Below are 19,042 nucleotides of genomic sequence, written 5' to 3' on the forward strand. Positions count from 1 at the left end.
GTCAAGTCGATTGTCAAGAGGGACGCTGAGTGAGTTCACCCAAGTTGTTGCGGGGCCTGCTGTCGTTCAGCAGCATGACCATGGTCTCGCGCGTTCTCGGACTTGTCCGGGACTTCGTGGTGACCACCACGTTCGGCACCAACGCCATCACTGATGCTTTCTGGGTCGCCTTCAGGGTACCCAATTTCCTGCGGCGTTTGTTCGCCGAAGGCTCTTTCGCCACCGCTTTCGTGCCCGTGTTCACGGAAGTGAAGGAGACCCGCAGCCACGCCGAGCTGCGTGAACTGATGGCCCGCACCGCCGGCACCCTGGGCGGGGTGCTGATGCTGGTCACTGCGCTGGCGCTGATCTTCGCGCCGCAGCTGGCCTCGGTCTTCTCCAGTGGCGTTGATACCGATCCGGTCAAGCAGGGCCTGCTGGTCGACCTGTTCCGCCTGACCTTCCCGTTCCTGTTGTTCGTGTCGCTGACCGCCCTGGCCGGCGGCGCGCTGAACAGCTTCCAGCGCTTCGCCATGCCGGCGCTGACCCCGGTCATCCTCAACCTGTGCATGATCGCCGGCGCGCTGTGGCTGGCCCCGCGGCTGGGCGGCACCCCGGAAAAGCAGATCCTGGCGCTGGGCTGGGCGGTACTGGCTGCCGGCATCCTGCAGCTGCTGTTCCAGCTGCCCTCGCTGAAGGGCATCAACCTGCTGACCCTGCCGCGCTGGGGCTGGAGCCATCCGGGCGTGCGCAAGGTGATGACGCTGATGGTGCCGACCCTGTTCGGTTCCTCGGTGGCGCAGATCAACCTGCTGCTGGACACCGTCATCGCGGCCAAGCTGACCGATGGCTCGCAGTCCTGGCTGTCGCTGGCCGACCGCTTCCTGGAGCTGCCGCTGGGCGTGTTCGGCGTGGCGCTGGGCACGGTGATCCTGCCGGCGCTGGCCCGTCACCACGTCAGCACCGACCGCGAAGGCTTCTCGCGCTCGCTGGACTGGGGCCTGCGCATGACCCTGCTGATCTCGGTGCCGGCCATGCTGGGCCTGCTGCTGCTGGCCGAACCGCTGATCGCGACCATCTTCCAGCACGGCCAGTTCAGTGCCTTCGATACCCGCATGACCGCGCTGTCGGTGTACGGCCTGAGTTTCGGCCTGCCGGCGTTCGCCCTGCTGAAGGTGGTGTTGCCGGCGTTCTACGCACGCCAGGACACCAAGACCCCGGTGCGCGCGGGTGTGGCCGCGCTGGTGGCCAACATGGTGTTCAACTTCGCCCTGCTGGCGGTGCTGTACCAGGTCATGGTGCCGGACGAGCTGAAGGCGCAGGGCGTGATGGCGGCCATCGGCAAGCAGCCGGGCCTGCATCTGGCACTGGGCATTGCCAGCGCGCTGTCCAGTTACCTGAACCTGGGCCTGCTGTGGTACTGGCTGGGCAAGACCGACGTCTACCAGCGCCGGCCGGGCTGGGGCGGCTATCTGCTGCGACTGCTGCTGGCCTGTGCGGCCATGGTTGGTGTGCTGCTGGCCCTGCTGCACTGGCTGCCGGGCTTCTCGGCGATGAGCGTGTGGGAGCGGATCGGCAGCCTGTCGCTGCTGGTCGGCGGTGGCGGTGTCACCTACGCGGTAGCCATGCTGGCGATGGGCTTCCGCCCGCGCGATCTGCGTGGGCATTGATCGCGGCTTGTGGCGGCTATACTTCAGGGTTACACCATTGAAGCGGCGGCCCCGGTCGGGCCGGAACGAGAGTTGATGAGCAGGCTGTTCAGAAGCGTCGAGGGCGGGGAGCTGTTCCCCAACGGAAGCGTGGTCTGTATCGGTGCATTCGACGGCCTCCACCTGGGCCATCGTGCGCTGGTCCGCCACGCGGTTGCCCGCGCGCGCGCCTTGGGCGTGGCCGCCGTGGCCGTGGCGTTCGAGCCGCTGCCGCGTGAGTTCTTCGCACAGGGCACACCGCCGCCGCGGCTGACCCTGGCGCGCAGCAAGGTCGAGATCCTGCGCGAGCTCGGTGTCGATGCGGTCGGCCTGCTGCGATTCGACGCGGCGATGGCAGCGATGCCGGCCGAGACCTTCGTGCGCCAGTTGCTGGTCAAGCGCCTGAGTGCGCGTGAGGTCTGGATCGGCCCGGAGTTCTGCTTCGGCAACCGCCGCCGCGGCGACCTGGCCCTGCTGCAGAAAATGGGTGCCGAACTGGGTTTCACTGCGGGCGAAATTGAAGCGGTCGACCTGCATGGCGAACGCATTTCCAGCACCCGCATCCGCCAGCTGCTGCAGCAGGGCGACTTCGCCCGTGCCAACGACCTGCTGGGCCGTCCGTACGCGATCAGCGGCCGGGTGGTGCGCGGGCGCCAGCTCGGCCGTACGCTGGGCTTCCCCACCGCCAACCTGCGGTTCCCGAAGACCCCGGCGCTGTCGGGCATCTACGCGACCTGGGTGCATGGCGTGTTCGACCAGCCGTGGCCGTCGGTGTCCAGCTTCGGCACCCGCCCGACGGTGGAGGGCGTGGAGCCGCTGCTGGAAGCCCACCTGTTCGATTTCCAGGGCGACCTGTACGGGCGCCACATCGACGTGGAGTTCGTCGCCAAGCTGCGCGACGAAGAGAAATTCAATGATCTGGCGGCCCTGACCGACCAGATGCACCGCGACGCCGAACAGGCGCGCGCCATCCTTTCCGAACATAGATTGCGAGCCACTGCGTGAGCCAGGACTACAAGACCACCCTGAACCTGCCAGCCACCGAATTCCCGATGCGCGGCGACCTGCCCAAGCGCGAGCCGGGCATTCTGGCGCGGTGGGAAGAGCAGGGGCTCTACCAGCAGCTGCGCGACAACGCCGCCGGCCGCCCGCTGTTCGTGCTGCACGACGGCCCGCCGTACGCCAACGGCCGCATCCACCTGGGCCACGCGGTCAACAAGATCCTGAAGGACATCATCGTCAAGTCGCGCTATCTGGCCGGCTTCGATGCGCCCTACGTGCCGGGCTGGGACTGCCATGGCCTGCCGATCGAGATCGCGGTGGAAAAGAAGTGGGGCAAGGTCGGCACCAAGCTCGACGCCGTTGAATTCCGCCAGAAGTGCCGCGAGTTCGCCGAAGAGCAGATCAACATCCAGCGCGTGGACTTCAAGCGCCTGGGCGTGACCGGTGACTGGGACAACCCGTACAAGACCCTGAGCTTCGACTTCGAAGCCAACGAGATCCGTGCGCTGTCCAAGGTCGTGGCCAACGGCCACCTGGTGCGTGGCGCCAAGCCGGTGTACTGGTGCTTCGACTGTGGCTCGGCGCTGGCCGAGGCCGAGATCGAGTACCAGGAAAAGGAATCGCCGGCGATCGACGTGGCCTACGCCGCACGCGATGCGCAGGCCATCGGCCAGGCGTTCGGCGTGAGCGTGCCGGCCGACGTGGAAGTGGCCGTACCGATCTGGACCACCACCCCGTGGACGCTGCCGGCCTCGCTGGCGGTGTCGCTGGGCGCGGAGATCACCTACGTGCTGGCCGAAGGCCCGGCGCACAACGGCAAGCGCCGTTGGCTGGTGCTGGCTGCGGCGTTGGCCGAGCGCGCGCTGCAGCGCTATGGCGTCGAAAACGTGGTGCTGCACGGTGAAACCACCGGTGCGGCGCTGGAAAACCAGCTGCTGGCGCATCCGTTCTACCCGGAGCGCGAGATCCTGGTGCTCAACGGCGACCATGTGTCCGACGAGGACGGTACCGGTGCGGTGCACACCGCCCCCGGCCACGGCCAGGAAGACTTCGTGGTCAGCCAGAAGTACGGCCTGCTGGACAAGTACAACGCCGGCCAGATCACCCCGATCGACGGCCGTGGCGTATACCTGGAATCGACCCCGCCGGCCGGTGACGTGGTGCTGGCTGGCCAACATCTATGGCAGGCGCAGGAGGCCATCGTCGGCGTGCTGCGTGACAACGGTGCGCTGCTGGCCTTCCATCCGATCCGCCACAGCTACCCGCACTGCTGGCGTCACAAGAAGCCGGTGGTGTTCCGCGCCACCCCGCAGTGGTTCATCTCGATGGACAAGGCCAACCTGCGCAACGATGCGCTGGCCGCCATCGACACCGTCGGCTGGTTCCCGAGCTGGGGCAAGGCGCGCATCCAGAGCATGGTCGACGGTCGCCCGGACTGGACCATCTCGCGCCAGCGCACCTGGGGCGTGCCGATCGCACTGTTCACCCACCGGCAGACCGGCGAGATCCATCCGCGTTCGGTGGAGCTGATGCAGCAGGTCGCCGACCGCGTCGAAGCCGAGGGCATCGACGTGTGGTACTCGCTGGATGCCGCCGAACTGCTGGGCGCTGAAGCCGCCGACTACGAGAAGGTCACCGACATCCTCGACGTCTGGTTCGATTCGGGCGTGACCCATGAGGGCGTGCTTGCCGCGCGTGGCTTCGGCAAGCCGGCCGACCTGTACCTGGAAGGTTCCGACCAGCATCGCGGCTGGTTCCAGTCCTCGCTGCTGACCGGCGTGGCGATCGACAAGCGCGCGCCGTACAAGCAGTGCCTGACCCACGGCTTCACCGTGGACGAGCAGGGCCGCAAGATGTCCAAGTCGCTGGGCAACGGCATTGAGCCGCAGGACATCATGAACAAGCTGGGCGCGGACATCCTGCGCCTGTGGATCGCCTCGGCCGACTACAGCAACGAGATGTCGCTGTCGCAGGAGATCCTCAAGCGTAATGCCGATGCCTACCGCCGCCTGCGCAACACCGCACGCTTCCTGCTCGGCAACCTGGACGGTTTCGATCCGGCCCAGCACCTGCGTCCGCTCGACCAGATGGTCGCGCTGGACCGCTGGATCGTGCATCGCGCGTGGGAGCTGCAGGAGAAGATCAAGGCGGCCTACGACGGCTACAACATGGCCGAGATCGTGCAGCTGCTGCTGAACTTCTGCAGCGTGGACCTGGGCTCGCTGTACCTGGACGTGACCAAGGACCGCCTGTACACGATGCCGACCGATTCGCACGGTCGCCGTTCGGCACAGAGCGCGATGTACCACATCGCCGAAGCGTTCACCCGCTGGGTTGCGCCGATCCTGACCTTCACCGCCGACGAGCTGTGGGGCTACCTGCCGGGCGAGCATGCCGGCCATGTGCTGTTCACCACCTGGTACGACGGCCTGGCGCCGCTGCCGGCCGATGCCCAGCTCAACGCCACCGACTTCGACCAGTTGCTGGCTGTGCGCGAGCAGGTGGCCAAGGTGCTCGAGCCGATGCGTGCCAACGGCGCCATCGGTGCCGCGCTGGAAGCGGAGATCACCATTGCCGCCAACGAGGAGCAGGCCGCGAAGTGGCAGCCGCTGGCCGATGAACTGCGCTTCCTGTTCATCAGTGGCGACGTGCAGGTGCGCCCGGCGACCACCGACGAGGTGTTCGTCAGCGCCCAGCCGACCACCAAGGCCAAGTGCGTGCGCTGCTGGCACCACCGCGCCGACGTCGGCAGCAACGCCGATCATCCGGAACTGTGCGGCCGTTGCGTGAGCAACGTGACCGGCGCCGGCGAAGTGCGGAGCTGGTTCTGATGGCCGCGCCCCGTCCGCATCCGAACGCCCTGGTCTGGCTGCTGCTGTCGGCCGCCATCATCGGCCTGGACCAGTGGTCCAAGGCCTGGGTGCTGTCGAGCCTGCCGGAGTTCCAGCCGGTGGTGGTCATTGACGGCTTCTGGAACTGGTACCGCACCTACAACACCGGCGCGGCATTCAGTTTCCTGAGCGACGCCGGTGGCTGGCAGAAGTACTTCTTCACCGCACTGGCGATCGCCATCAGCGGCCTGATGGCGTGGTGGCTGCGCGGCACCGCGCGCGGCAACTGGAAGGCCGCGGTGCCGTATGCGCTCATCATCGGCGGCGCCATCGGCAACGTGATCGACCGCCAGGTGCACGGCCATGTGGTCGATTTCATCCAGTGGTACGTGGGCAGCTACACCTGGCCCTCGTTCAACATCGCCGACTCGGCCATCGTGGTGGGTGCCATCGGCATCGCCCTGTTTGGCCTGTTCGACGGCAAGTCCGCCAAAAAGGCGGATAATGCCAATCCGAAACCGTAAGCCGGCCGCTGCCGGGAGATTGAACTGATGGATGTGCTGCTCGCCAACCCGCGTGGTTTCTGTGCCGGTGTCGATCGTGCGATCGAGATCGTCAAGCGCGCGATCGAAACGCTGGGCGCGCCCATCTATGTTCGCCATGAAGTGGTGCACAACCGCTTTGTGGTCGACGACCTGAAGCAGCGCGGGGCGATCTTCGTCGAGGAACTCGACGAAGTGCCGGACAACAACACGGTGATCTTCAGCGCCCATGGCGTGTCCCAGGCCGTGCGCCAGGAAGCCGAGCGCCGCGGCCTGAAGGTGTTCGACGCCACCTGCCCGCTGGTGACCAAGGTCCACTTCGAAGTCGCCCGCCACTGCCGTGCCGGCCGTGACGTGGTGCTGATCGGCCACGCCGGTCACCCGGAGGTGGAAGGCACCATGGGCCAGTGGAACCGCGAAGCCGGCACCGGCCAGATCTACCTGGTGGAAGACGTGGAGCAGGTTGCCACGCTGCAGATCAACCAGCCGGAAAACTTCGCCTACACCACCCAGACCACGCTGTCGGTGGATGACACGCGCGGCATCATCGATGCGCTGCGCGAGCGTTTCCCGGCGATGCAGGGCCCGAAGAACGACGACATCTGCTACGCCACGCAGAACCGCCAGGATGCCGTGCGCGATCTGGCCAAGCGCTGCGACCTGGTGCTGGTGGTCGGTTCGCCGAACAGCTCCAACTCCAACCGCTTGAGCGAGCTGGCCCGCCGTGAGGGCGTGGAGTCGTACCTGATCGACGGCGCGCACGAGATCGACCCGGCATGGGTGGCAGGCAAGCAGCACATCGGCGTGACCGCCGGCGCCTCTGCACCGCAGGTGCTGGTCGATGGCGTGCTGGCGCGCCTGGCCGAACTGGGCGCCACCGGCGTGGGCGAGCTGGACGGCGAACCGGAATCGATGGTGTTCGCGCTGCCGAAGGAACTGCGCCTGCGCCTGGTCGACTGACCGGGAAGCGCCTCATCCACGCATGGCGTGGATCTACTGGAACTGCTCTGGTGGGTGCGAACCGGCACATGGTGGGTGCGAGCCGGCACAAGGTGGGTGCGAACCTTGGTTCGCACGCTTTTTCGCACGCAAGGATGGGCGGCCCGCCCATGACCTTTGGCCATGGGGCAGGGCACGTTACAGGCCTAGCATCGGAAGATTCTCCGCTGTTGGAACCTGCCCGATGAAGACCCGAGCCTTGGCGATGTCGTTGCTGTTCGCGCTGGCGGCCACGCCTGCACTGGCGCAGACCTCGCCACCGGCGAACGCTGAGGCCCCCGGCCTGCTGCGCATCGATGTCGACGCGCGCGATCTGGCCCGGCGCATCTTCAAGGTGACCGCTACGGTGCCGGCCAAGCCCGGCCCGGTGACCCTGCTGTACCCGCAGTGGATTCCCGGCAACCATTCGCCCACCGGCCCGATCGACAAGTTGGCCGGCCTGCGCGTGACCGCCAACGGCAAGCCGCTGGCCTGGCAGCGTGACCAGTTCAACGTCTATGCGTTCAAGGTGAACGTGCCCGAGGGCGTGAGCGAGATCGTCGCCCACTTCGACTTCCTGTCCTCGCAGGGCGGCAGCCAGGGCCGGGTGGTGATGACCCCGGAAATGCTCAACCTGCAGTGGAACGCCAATTCGCTGTATCCGGCCGGCGTCGATGCGCGCGACCTGCAGGCGCAGGCCAGCGTGACCCTGCCCAAGGGCTGGTCGTTCGCAACCGCGCTGGAAACCGCGCGGCGCGACGGTGACACCGTGGTGTTCAAGCCGATCTCGTATGACCATCTGGTCGATTCGCCCTTGTTCGCCGGCGAGCACTACCAGCGCATCGATCTCGACCCGGGCGCGAAGGTGCCGGTGCACCTCAATGTGTTTGCCGACGACGCCAAGTCGCTGAAGCCGAGCGAGGCACAGATCACCATGCATCGCGCGCTGGTGCAGCAGGCCGACAAGCTTTACGGTGCGCGCCACTACAACCACTATGAGTTCCTGCTGGCATTGACCGACCGCCTCGGTGGCATCGGCCTGGAGCATCACCGTTCCAGCGAGAACAGCGCTGACCCGGGCTACTTCACCGAGTGGGACAGCAACGCGTGGATGCGCGATCTGTTGCCGCACGAGTACACCCATTCCTGGAACGGCAAGTACCGTCGCGGCGCCGACCTGGCCACCGCCAACTTCAACGTGCCGATGGGCGACAGCCTGCTGTGGGTGTACGAGGGCCAGACCCAGTTCTGGGGCCAGGTGCTGGCGGCGCGTTCGGGGCTGTGGTCGACCGCGCAGGCGCGCGACATGCTGGCCAATGTGGCCGCGACCTACGACCGTGGCCGACCGGGCCTGGCCTGGCGGCCGCTGCAGGACACTACCAACGATCCGACCATCGCCCAGCGCCGCACGCTGCCCTACCGCAACTACCAGATGAGCGAGGACTACTACTCCGGCGGCCAGATGCTGTGGCTGGAAGTGGAGGGCAAGCTGCGCGAACTGAGCGGCAACCGCCGCAGCCTGGACGACTTCGCGCGTGCGTTCTTCGGCGTCGGCAATGGCGACTGGGACGTCAACCCGTACACCTTCGATGATGTGGTCGCGACCTTGAACGGCATCGCGCCGTACGACTGGGCGACGTTCCTGCGCGGGCGCCTGGACGGCCACGGTTCGTTGACCGGCGGCCTGGAACTGGCTGGCTGGAAGCTGGTTTACCGCGATACCCCGAACGACGCCTACAAGGCGCAGGAAAAACGCGCCAAGGCGGCACTGCTCGCCTATTCGCTGGGCGCGACCGTACTCGACAGCGGTACGGTCGGCGATGTGATCTGGGACAGCCCGGCGTTCAACGCCGGTCTTGCACCGGGCATGAAGGTGATCGCGGTTGGCGGCCGTGAGTACAGCAGCCAGCGCTTGAAGGACGCGGTGGCTGCGGCAGCGAAGGACAAGGCGCCGATCGTGCTGCTGGTGAAGCAGTTCGACCGCATCGAAACGATGAGCATCGCCTACCACGGTGGCCTGCAGTACCCGGTGCTGGAGCGTATCGCCGGCAAGCCTGACCGCCTCGCAGAATTGTGGAAGGCGCGATGAAGCCGCGCGCCCGCGATGGCGTGATCCTGCTGATGGCGATCCTGGCCATCATCGGTGCGTTCCTGCACGGTGACGGGCGCTGGCTGCACTGGCTGGCCAAGCCGACCACCACGCTGCTGATCGCTGCCATCGTCTGGCGCGTGCATGATCCCGCGCAGCCGTTCTATCGACGCGCGGTGTTGGCCGGCATGCTGCTGTCGTACGTGGGTGACATCGCGTTGATGCTGCCGATGGATGCGTTCGTGCCGGGCCTGGTCGCGTTCCTGCTGGCCCACCTCTGCTACATCGTGGCCTTCCGCGACGGCCTGCGTGCGGGGCGTGGGCTGTTGGCGGCCAGCGTCCTGCTGGCGACGTTTGCCGTGCTCAACGTACTTGGCCTGTGGCCGCACCTGCCCGCACCGATGCGCATTCCGGTGCTGGCGTATGTGGTGGTGCTGGCCTCGATGGCAGTGCTGGCACTGGCACGCCAGTGGCGCCGGCCACAGCCCGCTGCCGTGGAAGCCAGCAGCGCGCGCTGGGCTGCCGCCGGTGCGCTGCTGTTCGTCGCCAGCGATTCACTGCTGGCCTGGGACCGCTTCGCCGGCGGTCTGCCGCTGGCCAGCGTGCTGGTGCTGTCCACGTACTACGGCGCGCAGTACGCCATCGCCCGCTCGGTGAAATAGAAAAAGGGGACGGAGGGGATTAAGTCGCAATCCGCACCAAGGCACATGCGACTTAATCCCCTCCGTCCCCTTTTTTTGTGGCCTATCGGCGGTTCACGCCGCGCAGGGTGCCCTGCGCATCGAACTGCAGGCGCACGGATTCGCGGTCACCGGCGACGTCATCCGGCAGCCACACCAGCTTGCCGCCTTTGCGCACGATCACGTAGACGTGGCCGACTTCGGATGCGGGGTTCTGCAGCGCGTCGCGTTGTTCCTGCAGTGCCTGCGCCACGCGCGGCACGGCCTCGAAATCGATGCTGGCCAGGGGTGTGCTGCTGCGCTGCAGGCTGATGGTCGGCGCGAACTGCTGCGGGTTCACCGGATTGCCCTTGCGCCACTGGCCACGTTCGAAGTGGTAGCTGTCGACGTGGCCCGGCTGTTGCGGGTCAACCAGATCGAGGTTGATGCGGCCATCGTCGTAGAAGTGGATGCTATGGAAGACCGTCAGCCTCTGGCCGGCCAGTGCCGGCAGCTGCTCCAGTGCCTGGCGCGCAGCCTGCAGGTAGTCCGCATCGAACAGGCGATTGTTGCGCTCGGGTGCCGCAGCGGTACTCGCCGCGGGGAAGGCGGCCGGGGACGGCACAAGCGATACAGGTTGTTCGCGCGGCGACTGTGACGAGACGGAGAGTGGCAACCGGTCCGGCTGTACCGAATGCCCCAGCGTTTCGCTGATGGTCTGCAGGGCGCCGCCGGCAACGGCCACGCCCGCCAGAACCAGCAGCAGTACCAGGAACACGGTGTGGGTGGAGGGCGGCTGTTTCATACGCCCTCCAGGCGCACGTTGCCACGGTCATCCGGGTCGTACAGCAGGGTCACGTTTTCGCGCGGGATGTTGGCTAGATCGATCAGCGGGATGAAGCGGCGCACGCTCACCTGCTGTACGCGGCCGTCACGATCGGTGTACTCCAGCTGGAACTCCACCTGCGGCTGTTCGTTGAGGTAGGTGCCGGTCTGACGCACTTTCAGCACCCTGGCCTCCACGCCGATGCCGCTGTACTTCAACGCGTCGCCGCGCGCATCAGCCTGCAGCAGGCGGCCAAGCAGGCGCAGCCCCAACATGTACCCACACAGCACCAGCGGGCACACCAGCAGCGGGTGGCCGAAGGACAGGAAGGTCCAGCCAAGGCCCTCGCTCTGCAGCCGGTAGGCCACCACATAGGCAGCGGCTACCAGGACGATGCAGAGCGCTGCGCCGATGCTTCGCCGCCACAGGCTGGCGACATCCAGTTCGGGCTGGGCACCGTCCAGTACCACGTTCGGGAACGCGCCCGGCACCTGGCTCAGGCGTGCATCGACGTGCCTGCCGACGCCGAAGCGCTGCAGTTGCGGCTTGCTGTCGACCACCAGCAGCTGTTCGCGGATCGGCGTGCCGGACAGGTTCTTGAAGGACAGCTGCAGTTTCCATTGCGCGAAGCCACGCACCTGTACGCCGGTCTGTTCAGCGTGTTCGATCAGCGCATCGCGCGGTTCGCCATCGGCGAGGATCGAGCGGACGCGATGCAGGGCGCGCGGTGGGCCGAGCAGCAGGAAATGCAGGAACGCGAACAGCAGAGAGAGCCATGCAGCCAGCGACAGCACAAGCAGCAGCAGGGACAGCCATGGCGCGCTGCGATCAGCCAGCGCCACCGGCCAGGAGGTTCCGAAATAGAGGATGCAGGGGAAGGGCAACGCGAAGAACAGCAGGAACGCGCCCCAGAACCAGAGATAGGCTCTCATGGGGAAGGTGGCAGACCGGTGGAACAGGCCGCGTAGCGTACTACGCTCAGCGGAACTGCAGGGTAAGCAGGTAGTAGCGACCCAGTGGATCGTCCAGCCCCGGCATCTGCCCACCATTGCCGACCAGGTAGTTCACCGGTTGCGCATCAAGCACGTTGTGCACGTCCAGCGCCGCGATGACGCGTGTGCCCAGGCGGCGCGCCAGGTGCAGGTTCCAGCGCAGCTGGCGCGGATTCATGCAGTGGTTCTGTTCGATCTGCCGCTGCGGGCACTCGGCGCCGGGCAGCCATGCGCGGGTGCGGCCCACCTGGTTGCCGCGCAGGGCGATGTCCCAGTTGCTGTTCTGCCATTGCACGTTGAGGACCGCGGCCATCTCGGGCGTGACATGCCCGCGCAGGTCGATCGCCGGCTCGTGGTCCCGACGGCGGCGCAGCTCCTGCTGCTTCAGCGCGTCCAGCGAGAACAACCACTGGCCGGTGCTGCCGGTGTCGACCCGGTATTCGCCTCGCAGCACCCAGTTGCGGGAAGTGGTGCGGCCGATATTGTCGAACGACAGGCGGAGGCTGCTCAGGTTGCCATCCTCATCCAGCTGCCAGGTGTCACGGTTCCACACGGCATCGGCCGGCTGCAGCGCGAGGATCTCGTTACGCAGCTCGACGATGTTGTGGGTCAGCGAAAGCGAGAACGCATCGCTGGGTGACCAGGTCGCCGCCAGCGAATGGCTGCGTGAGCTCTCGGCCTTGAGCGCGTTGTTCTCCTCCACATCCGCAGTGACCACGCAGCGGCCGTCCGGCTCGCTCTGTGCACAAGGTGGCAGTGCGCTTGAGACGGGCAGGGTAAGGGTGCCGAACTGTCCTGGCGGGCGGCGCTGTTCGAACAGGCTGGGCGCGCGATAGCCGCGGCCGCTGGCCAGCAGGAACGACCAGTGCGGTGTTGGCGTCCAGCGCAGGCCGGCACGGGGCGAGAATGCCGTGTAGTCGCCGTCGTAGTCCCAGCGCGCGGCCAGGTCCATGCGCAGTTCCGACGTGAGTGGCAGGCCCAGTTCCGCATACGCGCCGCCACTCTGCCGCGACAGGCGCCGCTGCTGCTGTGGCAGCCCCAGTGCCAGATCGCCCTGGCTCAGCAGGGTGTCCGGGTGCGACGTCCAGCGTTCATGGCGCAGATCGATGCCGGTAGCCAGCTGCGCATTGCCGCCCCGCATCGGCATCAATGCGCGCTGTATGCCCCACCAGCCCTGCCACTGCTCGGTAAGTCCACGGTTGCGGATCGATGGGAACAGCGAAGTGGCTTCATCGGCGGGCAATGCATCGAAGCCTGGCAGGAACCTGAGCGACTGCGCCGCCTCGATGAACGGTTCGGCGCGCACGGTGCCCGGCGTGGCCAGGGTGACGTCGCTGCGCTGCGCGCTGATGCCGGCGTCCCAGCTGTGGCTGCCCTGGTCCCGGCCGATGCCCAGGGTGAGATCGGCGTCGGTGGCACGTACCTGGGGACGCACATTGCCGGCTTCGCGCAGGACGCTGTTGAAGGTGTAGCCGTACAGGCCGAGGGCGACGGCGGTCGGGCCCAGATCGAAACGCTGCCGGTTGTGGCTGGCGCGGGCTTCGGCATAGACGTAGCGTCCCTGGCCACGCTCATGCCGGTAGCGCAGATAGGCCGAGGCGGTATCGGAGGCCGGTTGAAGCGAACGAGGGCGCGAACTGTCGAACCAGCAGGCGCCATTGCGTCGTTTCAATGGTCCGTCGCAGCGCGTAGCGGGCCAGTAGTCGCCATCGCGGAAGGCGCCGATCAGGTACTGCGACGTCTCTGCGTGCCAGTCACGCTGGTCCCCCGCCAGGTGATCGACGCGATGCAGGTCGATGCCTGCGAACCAGCGGTCGCCGCTCCCGCGCAGGCCTCCGGTGGCGGCCTGCACGCGGTACTGGCCAGCGTCGCCACGACTGCTCAGACCGGTCTGCAGCGTTGCCTCCGGGCCGTCGGCCTGGTCGCGGAGGATGATGTTGACGACGCCGGACATGGCATCGGCACCGTAGATGGCCGACGCACCGCCGCGCACCAGTTCGATGCGTTCGACAAAGCTGAGTGGAATGCCGCCCAGGTCGGTGAGCCCGCCCTGTTCCAGGGACACCATCGGATAACGGGGCAGGCGCCGGCCATTGACCAGGAACAGGGTGGCGCGCGGTCCCATGCCATCCAGGCTGGTGGTGGCGGCCGCACCGACAGGCAGGTACTGCGAATCGCCACTGCGTGCGCTGCTCATCGCTGGCAGCCCGTTCATGCCGGGCAGGTGTCGCAGCAGGTCGAACAGGCTGCCGTAGCCACTGCGCAGGATATCTGCGCGATCGATTGTGGTCACCGGCAGGGTGGTCTGCACGGAGGTGCGCGGCAACCGGCTGCCGGTGACATGGATCGGCGCCAGGTCCACCTGGGGGGGCGACTGCGGGGGCATGCGCGGGCGCGGCGCCACCGTTGCCGGAACCGGCGGCGCGACGGCGGGCGCGACGCGGATGCGGCGGACCACGAAGCCACCGGACGGTGTTCGAAGGATGGTCACCGGCATGCCGGCGACCAGCTGTTTCAGGGCCGATGCTGGATCGGCCTGGCCATGGGTGCCGTTGGCATGGAGCCCCGCCAGTTCCCGGGCATCGAACACCAGAGCGATGCCGCTTTGCCGTGCCCATTGCTGCAATGCCGAGGGCAACGGGCCAGCGTTGATGCGGTAGTCGTGGGTGGCAGCCGGATCGCCTGCGAGGGCGGCAGGCGGCGCGGCGACCAGCAGCGCCAGGCACAGCAGGGGGCGGAGCAGCCCCCACTGCAGCGCGCCTGGTCCTGCCATCACCGCAGGCCTCCTCAGTACGTGCGGCGCAGTTCCAGCGCGCCATCCGGGCGCGTCTGGCCAGCAATGGACCAGCCAAGTTCCAGCGCGGACAGCAACTCCTGTGCGTCGCCTGCGCGGAACGTGCCGCTGACTGCCAGATCGGTGATCTCCGGGTCGGCGATCACCAGCGGTGCATGGCCATAGCGGTTCATGCGTTCGACCACGATCGACAGCGGGGTGGCATCGAAGACCAGCTGCCCATGCAGCCAGCCCTCGGCGGCTGCCGTGGAGGACAGCGCTGGACCGGGCTGGATGCGCCCGGAGGGGAGTACCTGCAGTTGCTGGCCAGGGGCCAGGGTGTGCTGGGCGGCGCCGTTGCTGACTTCCACCGCACCCTCCAGCAGCGCGACCTCGACCAGGCCATCGTGCAGGCGCTCGACCTGGAAGGTGGTGCCGATATCGCGGATGGTGCTGGTGCCGGCGCGCAGCTGCAGTGCTTTGTTCGATGGCGCGACCTGCAACTGCAGGCGGCCGCGTTCGAGGTCCAGCTCGCGGTGGCGCCAGCCAAAGCGTGCGTGCAGCGTCGTGCCGGCATCGAGCATGGCTACGCTGCCATCGGGCAGGGTCAGCCGCTGCGCCTGATGCGTGTTATTGGCAAAGCGCTGCGGGGCTGGGTTGCCATCCACCGCTACCATCCAGCCCACGCCGATGGCCAGGCAGATACCAGCGGCCGCGGCCGCAGCAGGCAGCCAGCGGCGTCGGCCAGGCCGTGCCGCACGCGCCGCAGCCGTCCGCAGCCATGGGTCCGCAGCCAGGCCCTGGCCCTGCTGGAAAAGATCTTCGGCCTGCGCCCAGGCTTTGACATGGGCAGGGTCTTCAGCCAGCCAGTCTTCGAACGACTCGCGTTCGGCAGGGGTGCAGTCCGGGGCCTCCAACCGCGCCACCCAGGCGCTGGCGCGTGCGAACAGCGAGGCGTCTTCCGTGTGCCGGTGGCTGCTCATTCGGTATCCCCGTCGTTGTGCAGCGGATCCGGTCCCAACTCCTGGCGCAGGCCCTGCAGGGCGCGGGCGATGTGTTTTTCCACGGTCTTGGCTGTAATTCCACAGTGCCGCGCGATCTGCGTATAGCTCATGCCGGTGATCCGGTTGAGCAGGTACACCTCGCGCGCACGCTCGGGCAATTTGAAAAGGGCCTGCCGCAGCAGGGACAACATCTGCCCGGACTCTGCCTGGCGCAAGGGGTCCGGCGACGGGCTGGTGGGCTCGTCGTGACCCTCATGCTCGGCCAGTGACAGGTGCGGTCGCGACTGCGGCGATCGGCCGCGATCGGCCAGGCGATTGCGCGCGATACGATACAGCAGCAGGCGCAGTTCGTCGGTGCCGTGCGCGCGATAGCGGATCAGCCGCTCCATGCAGTCCTGCGCGATGTCCTCTGCATCCTCCGGCCCGACGCCCCGTGTGCGCAGGAACGCGCACAGTGGCGCGCGTTCCTCGCGTACGAACGCGATGAAGGCGTCCGCAGGCGCGGGTGGCTCCGGCGCGTGGTGGATCAGGGGGGACGGAACGGACAGGGCTGGCCTCGGCTGACGTTGACGGGTGCGCCTTCGAGTTTTACGCGACGATGACCGGATGGGGAAGAGTGTGTGGTGCCCCCTCTCTCATTGTGAATGCATTCATTTTTTCCGGCCGACCGGGCTGGGGGAGATTCCGGCGCTTTGCCGTTTGACTCCTTACCCGCGTGTTGCGGGTGGAGAGAGAGAACGTATGAAGCATTCGAAGTTGAGCCTGGCCCTGGCCGGGCTGATCGCCGTTGGCGCCATCGCGGCGGCTGATGACGTCATGGCAATGAGTTATCACGTGCAGGGGGATCGGATCTTCCTGAGCGGCGGCGTGACCTACGCCGATGTGGTGTCGTTGCCCGCGTTGCTGGCCAAGGCACAGGCCGAGGGCCGGCCGATCCGCGAAGTGGTGCTGCGCACCTCCAATGGTGGCGCGCTGATCGCCGGCGAGTGGCTGCAGGGCGTGATCCGCACGTCCGGCCTGAACACCATCGTGTCCGGCCACTGCATTTCGTCCTGCTCGATCATGCAGTCCGGTGGCGTCGAACGCTATCTGGCCGGTGATCTGCCGATCGTCGATTCGGTACAGATCCACGCGGCCAGCAACAGCGGCAAGGTGATCTACACGCCGTCGCCGCGGATGACCCAGATCTATACCGGCAACTACGGCGGTGGCATCGATGCCGGGCTGCTGCACAAGGCCATGTATGAAGTCGTGCAGCCCAACGGCCTGTTGGTGTTCCGCGATCCGGCGCGCACCACGGGTGCCTCGGTCACTTTCGATCCTGATGGCAGCGGCAGCAAGCTGGAGTCGTTCCCGGGGCAGGACATCTACAGCAACAGGGTCATCACCGCCAAGGGCTACCGCGATCCGGGCGATACGTTGAATGTCACCGCCAACGTGAGCGGCGACATCAACCCGGGCTACCTGCGCACCGGTCGCCAACTGCAGACCTTCGTCGATGATGACTTCGCGCGCTGGAACACCAACTGGCAGTCCAGCTACATCAACCTGGCGCAGAGCATCTACAACGCCTCCAGCAATGGTCCGCAGGGCATCGGTGCGAACTCGGTACAGGACTACCAGAACGATCCCACATACAAGGCCCTGCTGCTGTCCAAGCTGCGCCTGGGCGACCTGGATGTGTCCACGCTGGACAACTCCATGGGCGTGATCCGCGTGACCAACGGCGCGACATGGCGGACCTCCGCGACCACCGGTGCCGACTTCATGCTGGTCGACAACGGCACCATCGCGCTGGAAGGCGGCGCCCTGCGCGCTTCGGAGGTGCGGGTAATGGGCGCAGGCATGCTGGTCGGCAATGGTGACGTGGCCGGCACCGCTATGGATCTCAGTGCGCTGGCCAGCGGTACCCGCCCGTCCTGGCGCGAGGACGGCTTCAACCGCCTGCGCGTGTACGGGACCCTGATGCCGCGCGGCGGCGATCTGGTCACCCATGGCTACGTCAACATCATGCCGGGCGGGAAGGTGCTGTTCGATGTGACCGAGAACGGCGGGGCGGGCAGTGGCCGCCTGCGCGTAGGCAGTTTCTTCGACAGCAAGCAGACCGACGGCGCGCTGGTGATCTCCAAAGGGGCCTTCCTCGAACTGAACGTGGCGCAGGGTTACTACGGCCAGGACTTCCGCCGTGACCTGGTGCAGGGCCCGATCTACCAGGGCGGCTTCGAAGAGGTCGTGCGCCTGGGTGACACCGGCTACAGCGCCAGCATCACCGGCGGCGAAGTGTTCCGCCCGCGCCACAACTCGCTGCTGAGCTTCAACGTGAAGCAGGCCGCAGACGGCCTGTGGCTGACCGCCAACCCGGGTTTCGACCAGCTGGGCCTGTTCACCAACGGCACTTCCGGCGATGGCTTGGGCCGCGCGCTGGCGACCGCTTCCGATCGCAGGGATGGTGGCCTGAAGTCGCTGCTCGGCGCCCTGCAGTTCGCCGACCGTGACGTGATCGCACAGCAGGCCGGTGCCCTGCGCGGTGACGCGCACGCGCCCCTGCGCCTGGCCGACAACGCATTGGTGGGCAGCATCGGCAACGTGGTGCAGCAGCACCAGGCCGCGATGCGCAGTGGCGGTGATGCCGACGGCCTGGCCTCGCAGGCCGCGCAATCGGTGTCGGCGCAGCCGGGCATGCGCCACGGCAGCCTGTTCAACCAGCTGGCCATGCATCTGGTCGAGCCGGCGGCGGGTGGCGGTGAAGGCAGTGGCTCTGGTCGCAACCATGGCCTGTGGGCGCGCGGTTTCGCCAGCCACGGCCGCATCGATGCCGACGGTGGCGTGGCAGGCTTGAGCCATAACATCGGCGGCATCGTCGTCGGCGCCGATACTCGCGTTGCCGATGACCGCGTCACCCTGGGCGTCAGCGTGGCCGCGGCGGATATGTCGACCAAGGGCCGCGACGGCTCCGACTTCAGTGGTGACGTGCGCGCGCTGGACGTGGGTGGCTACCTGGACGCGACCTATTCGCGCGGCTATCTCTCGGCGGCGGTGCGCTACACAGACCTGCTTCACGACACCCGCCGCAGCGTCAGCGGTATCGATGGCCTGCAGCAGCCGCTGCGTGCCAAGTACAGCAACGATGCGATCTCCGCGCGGGTGGAGCATGCGTTCTCATTCACCACGGGCAAGGGCCTGGTGATCCAGCCGCTGTTGCCGGTGGTGGACTACGCGCGTACCTCGGCCACGCGCTTCAATGAAGGGCAGGGCGCGGGTGCACTGGTCGGTCGCAGCGGCAGCCTGGAGAGCATCCGCGTGGGCGCCGGCCTGCAGCTGTTCAGGACCTTCGAAGGCAACAACGGCGAGCGCATTACCCCGCGTGCCCGCGTGGTCTGGCAGAAGGAACTGGGCGACTCGCAGGCGCGCTACAGCACCGGCTTCGCCGCAGCACCGGATCTGGTGTTCGGGGCAAGCAGCCAGGCCGTGGGCGAGCAGGTGCTGGCCTGGAACCTGGGCGTGACCAGCCGCGCCAGCGAACGCCTGTCGATCATGGCCGACTACGTGGGCGAGCGTCGTGACGGGCAGATCCAGAACGGCGTGATGCTGGGGCTGGGTTACAAGTTCTGAGTGGCACAGGGCACCGGCGATGTTCGCATCGCCGGTGCCATCCCCACGGACGCGCGGCTGCGGTATG

13 protein-coding genes are annotated in these 19,042 nt (G+C 67.1%); 8 read left to right on the forward strand and 5 right to left on the reverse strand.

Features of this window, described 5'->3' with window-relative positions; genetic code table 11:
* The first annotated feature begins 44 nt into the window (after positions 1–44).
* The 7 genes from murJ (at position 45) to CKW06_RS06410 (ending at position 9,771) form a co-directional block, all read left to right on the forward strand.
* Positions 45–1,649, forward strand: coding sequence for a murein biosynthesis integral membrane protein MurJ (murJ, locus tag CKW06_RS06380; protein WP_024957498.1), 1,605 nt, complete (start codon positions 45–47; stop codon positions 1,647–1,649).
* A 75-nt stretch (positions 1,650–1,724) separates the two neighbouring features.
* Positions 1,725–2,672, forward strand: coding sequence for a bifunctional riboflavin kinase/FAD synthetase (locus tag CKW06_RS06385; RefSeq protein ID WP_012479506.1), 948 nt, complete (start codon positions 1,725–1,727; stop codon positions 2,670–2,672).
* Positions 2,669–5,500 (forward strand): isoleucine--tRNA ligase, encoded by a 2,832-nt coding sequence (ileS, locus tag CKW06_RS06390; protein WP_024957499.1) that lies wholly within the window; start codon positions 2,669–2,671, stop codon positions 5,498–5,500. Before CKW06_RS06385 ends, ileS begins: the two co-directional genes overlap by 4 nt.
* Positions 5,500–6,024, forward strand: coding sequence for a signal peptidase II (gene lspA, locus CKW06_RS06395; protein ID WP_005408564.1), 525 nt, complete (start codon positions 5,500–5,502; stop codon positions 6,022–6,024). Before ileS ends, lspA begins: the two co-directional genes overlap by 1 nt.
* 27 nt (positions 6,025–6,051) lie before the next feature.
* A complete protein-coding gene (gene ispH, locus CKW06_RS06400; RefSeq protein ID WP_005408565.1) occupies positions 6,052–7,002 on the forward strand; it encodes a 4-hydroxy-3-methylbut-2-enyl diphosphate reductase in 951 nt (316 codons plus the stop codon).
* Between the two features lie 223 nt (positions 7,003–7,225).
* On the forward strand, positions 7,226–9,109 hold the full coding sequence (locus tag CKW06_RS06405) for a M61 family metallopeptidase (protein ID WP_024957500.1): 1,884 nt from the start codon (positions 7,226–7,228) through the stop codon (positions 9,107–9,109).
* Positions 9,106–9,771, forward strand: coding sequence for a lysoplasmalogenase (locus CKW06_RS06410; protein ID WP_005412634.1), 666 nt, complete (start codon positions 9,106–9,108; stop codon positions 9,769–9,771). The genes CKW06_RS06405 and CKW06_RS06410 overlap by 4 nt, the downstream gene beginning before the upstream one ends.
* Positions 9,772–9,853: 82 nt before the next feature.
* Here the strand turns inward: CKW06_RS06410 and CKW06_RS06415 are convergent, their stop codons facing one another.
* The 5 genes from CKW06_RS06415 to CKW06_RS06435 are packed head-to-tail and all read right to left on the reverse strand — an operon-like array spanning position 9,854 to position 15,818.
* Positions 9,854–10,573 carry a hypothetical protein gene (locus CKW06_RS06415; protein ID WP_024957501.1) on the reverse strand — a complete coding sequence of 240 codons (720 nt, stop codon included), beginning with the start codon at positions 10,571–10,573 and terminating at the stop codon, positions 9,854–9,856.
* Positions 10,570–11,526 (reverse strand): hypothetical protein, encoded by a 957-nt coding sequence (locus tag CKW06_RS06420; protein ID WP_024957502.1) that lies wholly within the window; start codon positions 11,524–11,526, stop codon positions 10,570–10,572. The genes CKW06_RS06415 and CKW06_RS06420 overlap by 4 nt, the downstream gene beginning before the upstream one ends.
* A gap of 46 nt (positions 11,527–11,572) precedes the next feature.
* Complete coding sequence (locus CKW06_RS06425; protein WP_024957503.1) at positions 11,573–14,359, reverse strand: TonB-dependent receptor; 2,787 nt, start codon at positions 14,357–14,359, stop codon at positions 11,573–11,575.
* Positions 14,360–14,373: 14 nt separating this feature from the next.
* Positions 14,374–15,342: a FecR family protein gene (locus CKW06_RS06430; RefSeq protein ID WP_024957504.1), complete on the reverse strand. Its 969-nt coding sequence runs from the start codon at positions 15,340–15,342 to the stop codon at positions 14,374–14,376.
* On the reverse strand, positions 15,339–15,818 hold the full coding sequence (locus tag CKW06_RS06435; RefSeq protein WP_231110270.1) for an RNA polymerase sigma factor: 480 nt from the start codon (positions 15,816–15,818) through the stop codon (positions 15,339–15,341). Before CKW06_RS06435 ends, CKW06_RS06430 begins: the two co-directional genes overlap by 4 nt.
* Before the next feature lie 286 nt (positions 15,819–16,104).
* On the opposite strand from CKW06_RS06435, the gene CKW06_RS06440 reads away from it, so the two are divergent.
* Positions 16,105–18,975, forward strand: a complete 2,871-nt coding sequence (locus CKW06_RS06440; protein WP_024957506.1) for an autotransporter outer membrane beta-barrel domain-containing protein — start codon at positions 16,105–16,107, stop codon at positions 18,973–18,975.
* The last annotated feature ends 67 nt before the right edge of the window (positions 18,976–19,042 follow it).

It is taken from the genome of Stenotrophomonas maltophilia (genome assembly GCF_900186865.1).
GTDB classification, from domain to species: domain Bacteria; phylum Pseudomonadota; class Gammaproteobacteria; order Xanthomonadales; family Xanthomonadaceae; genus Stenotrophomonas; species Stenotrophomonas maltophilia.

Coding starts and splice junctions, on each gene's coding strand:
- CKW06_RS06425 (WP_024957503.1), bottom strand. CDS start 14,359: ATGGCAGGACCAGGCGCGCTGCAGTGGGGGCTGCTCCGCCCCCTGCTG.
- ispH (WP_005408565.1), top strand. CDS start 6,052: ATGGATGTGCTGCTCGCCAACCCGCGTGGTTTCTGTGCCGGTGTCGAT.
- CKW06_RS06410 (WP_005412634.1), top strand. CDS start 9,106: ATGAAGCCGCGCGCCCGCGATGGCGTGATCCTGCTGATGGCGATCCTG.
- CKW06_RS06440 (WP_024957506.1), top strand. CDS start 16,105: ATGAAGCATTCGAAGTTGAGCCTGGCCCTGGCCGGGCTGATCGCCGTT.
- CKW06_RS06420 (WP_024957502.1), bottom strand. CDS start 11,526: ATGAGAGCCTATCTCTGGTTCTGGGGCGCGTTCCTGCTGTTCTTCGCG.
- CKW06_RS06385 (WP_012479506.1), top strand. CDS start 1,725: ATGAGCAGGCTGTTCAGAAGCGTCGAGGGCGGGGAGCTGTTCCCCAAC.
- CKW06_RS06405 (WP_024957500.1), top strand. CDS start 7,226: ATGAAGACCCGAGCCTTGGCGATGTCGTTGCTGTTCGCGCTGGCGGCC.
- CKW06_RS06415 (WP_024957501.1), bottom strand. CDS start 10,573: ATGAAACAGCCGCCCTCCACCCACACCGTGTTCCTGGTACTGCTGCTG.
- lspA (WP_005408564.1), top strand. CDS start 5,500: ATGGCCGCGCCCCGTCCGCATCCGAACGCCCTGGTCTGGCTGCTGCTG.
- CKW06_RS06430 (WP_024957504.1), bottom strand. CDS start 15,342: ATGAGCAGCCACCGGCACACGGAAGACGCCTCGCTGTTCGCACGCGCC.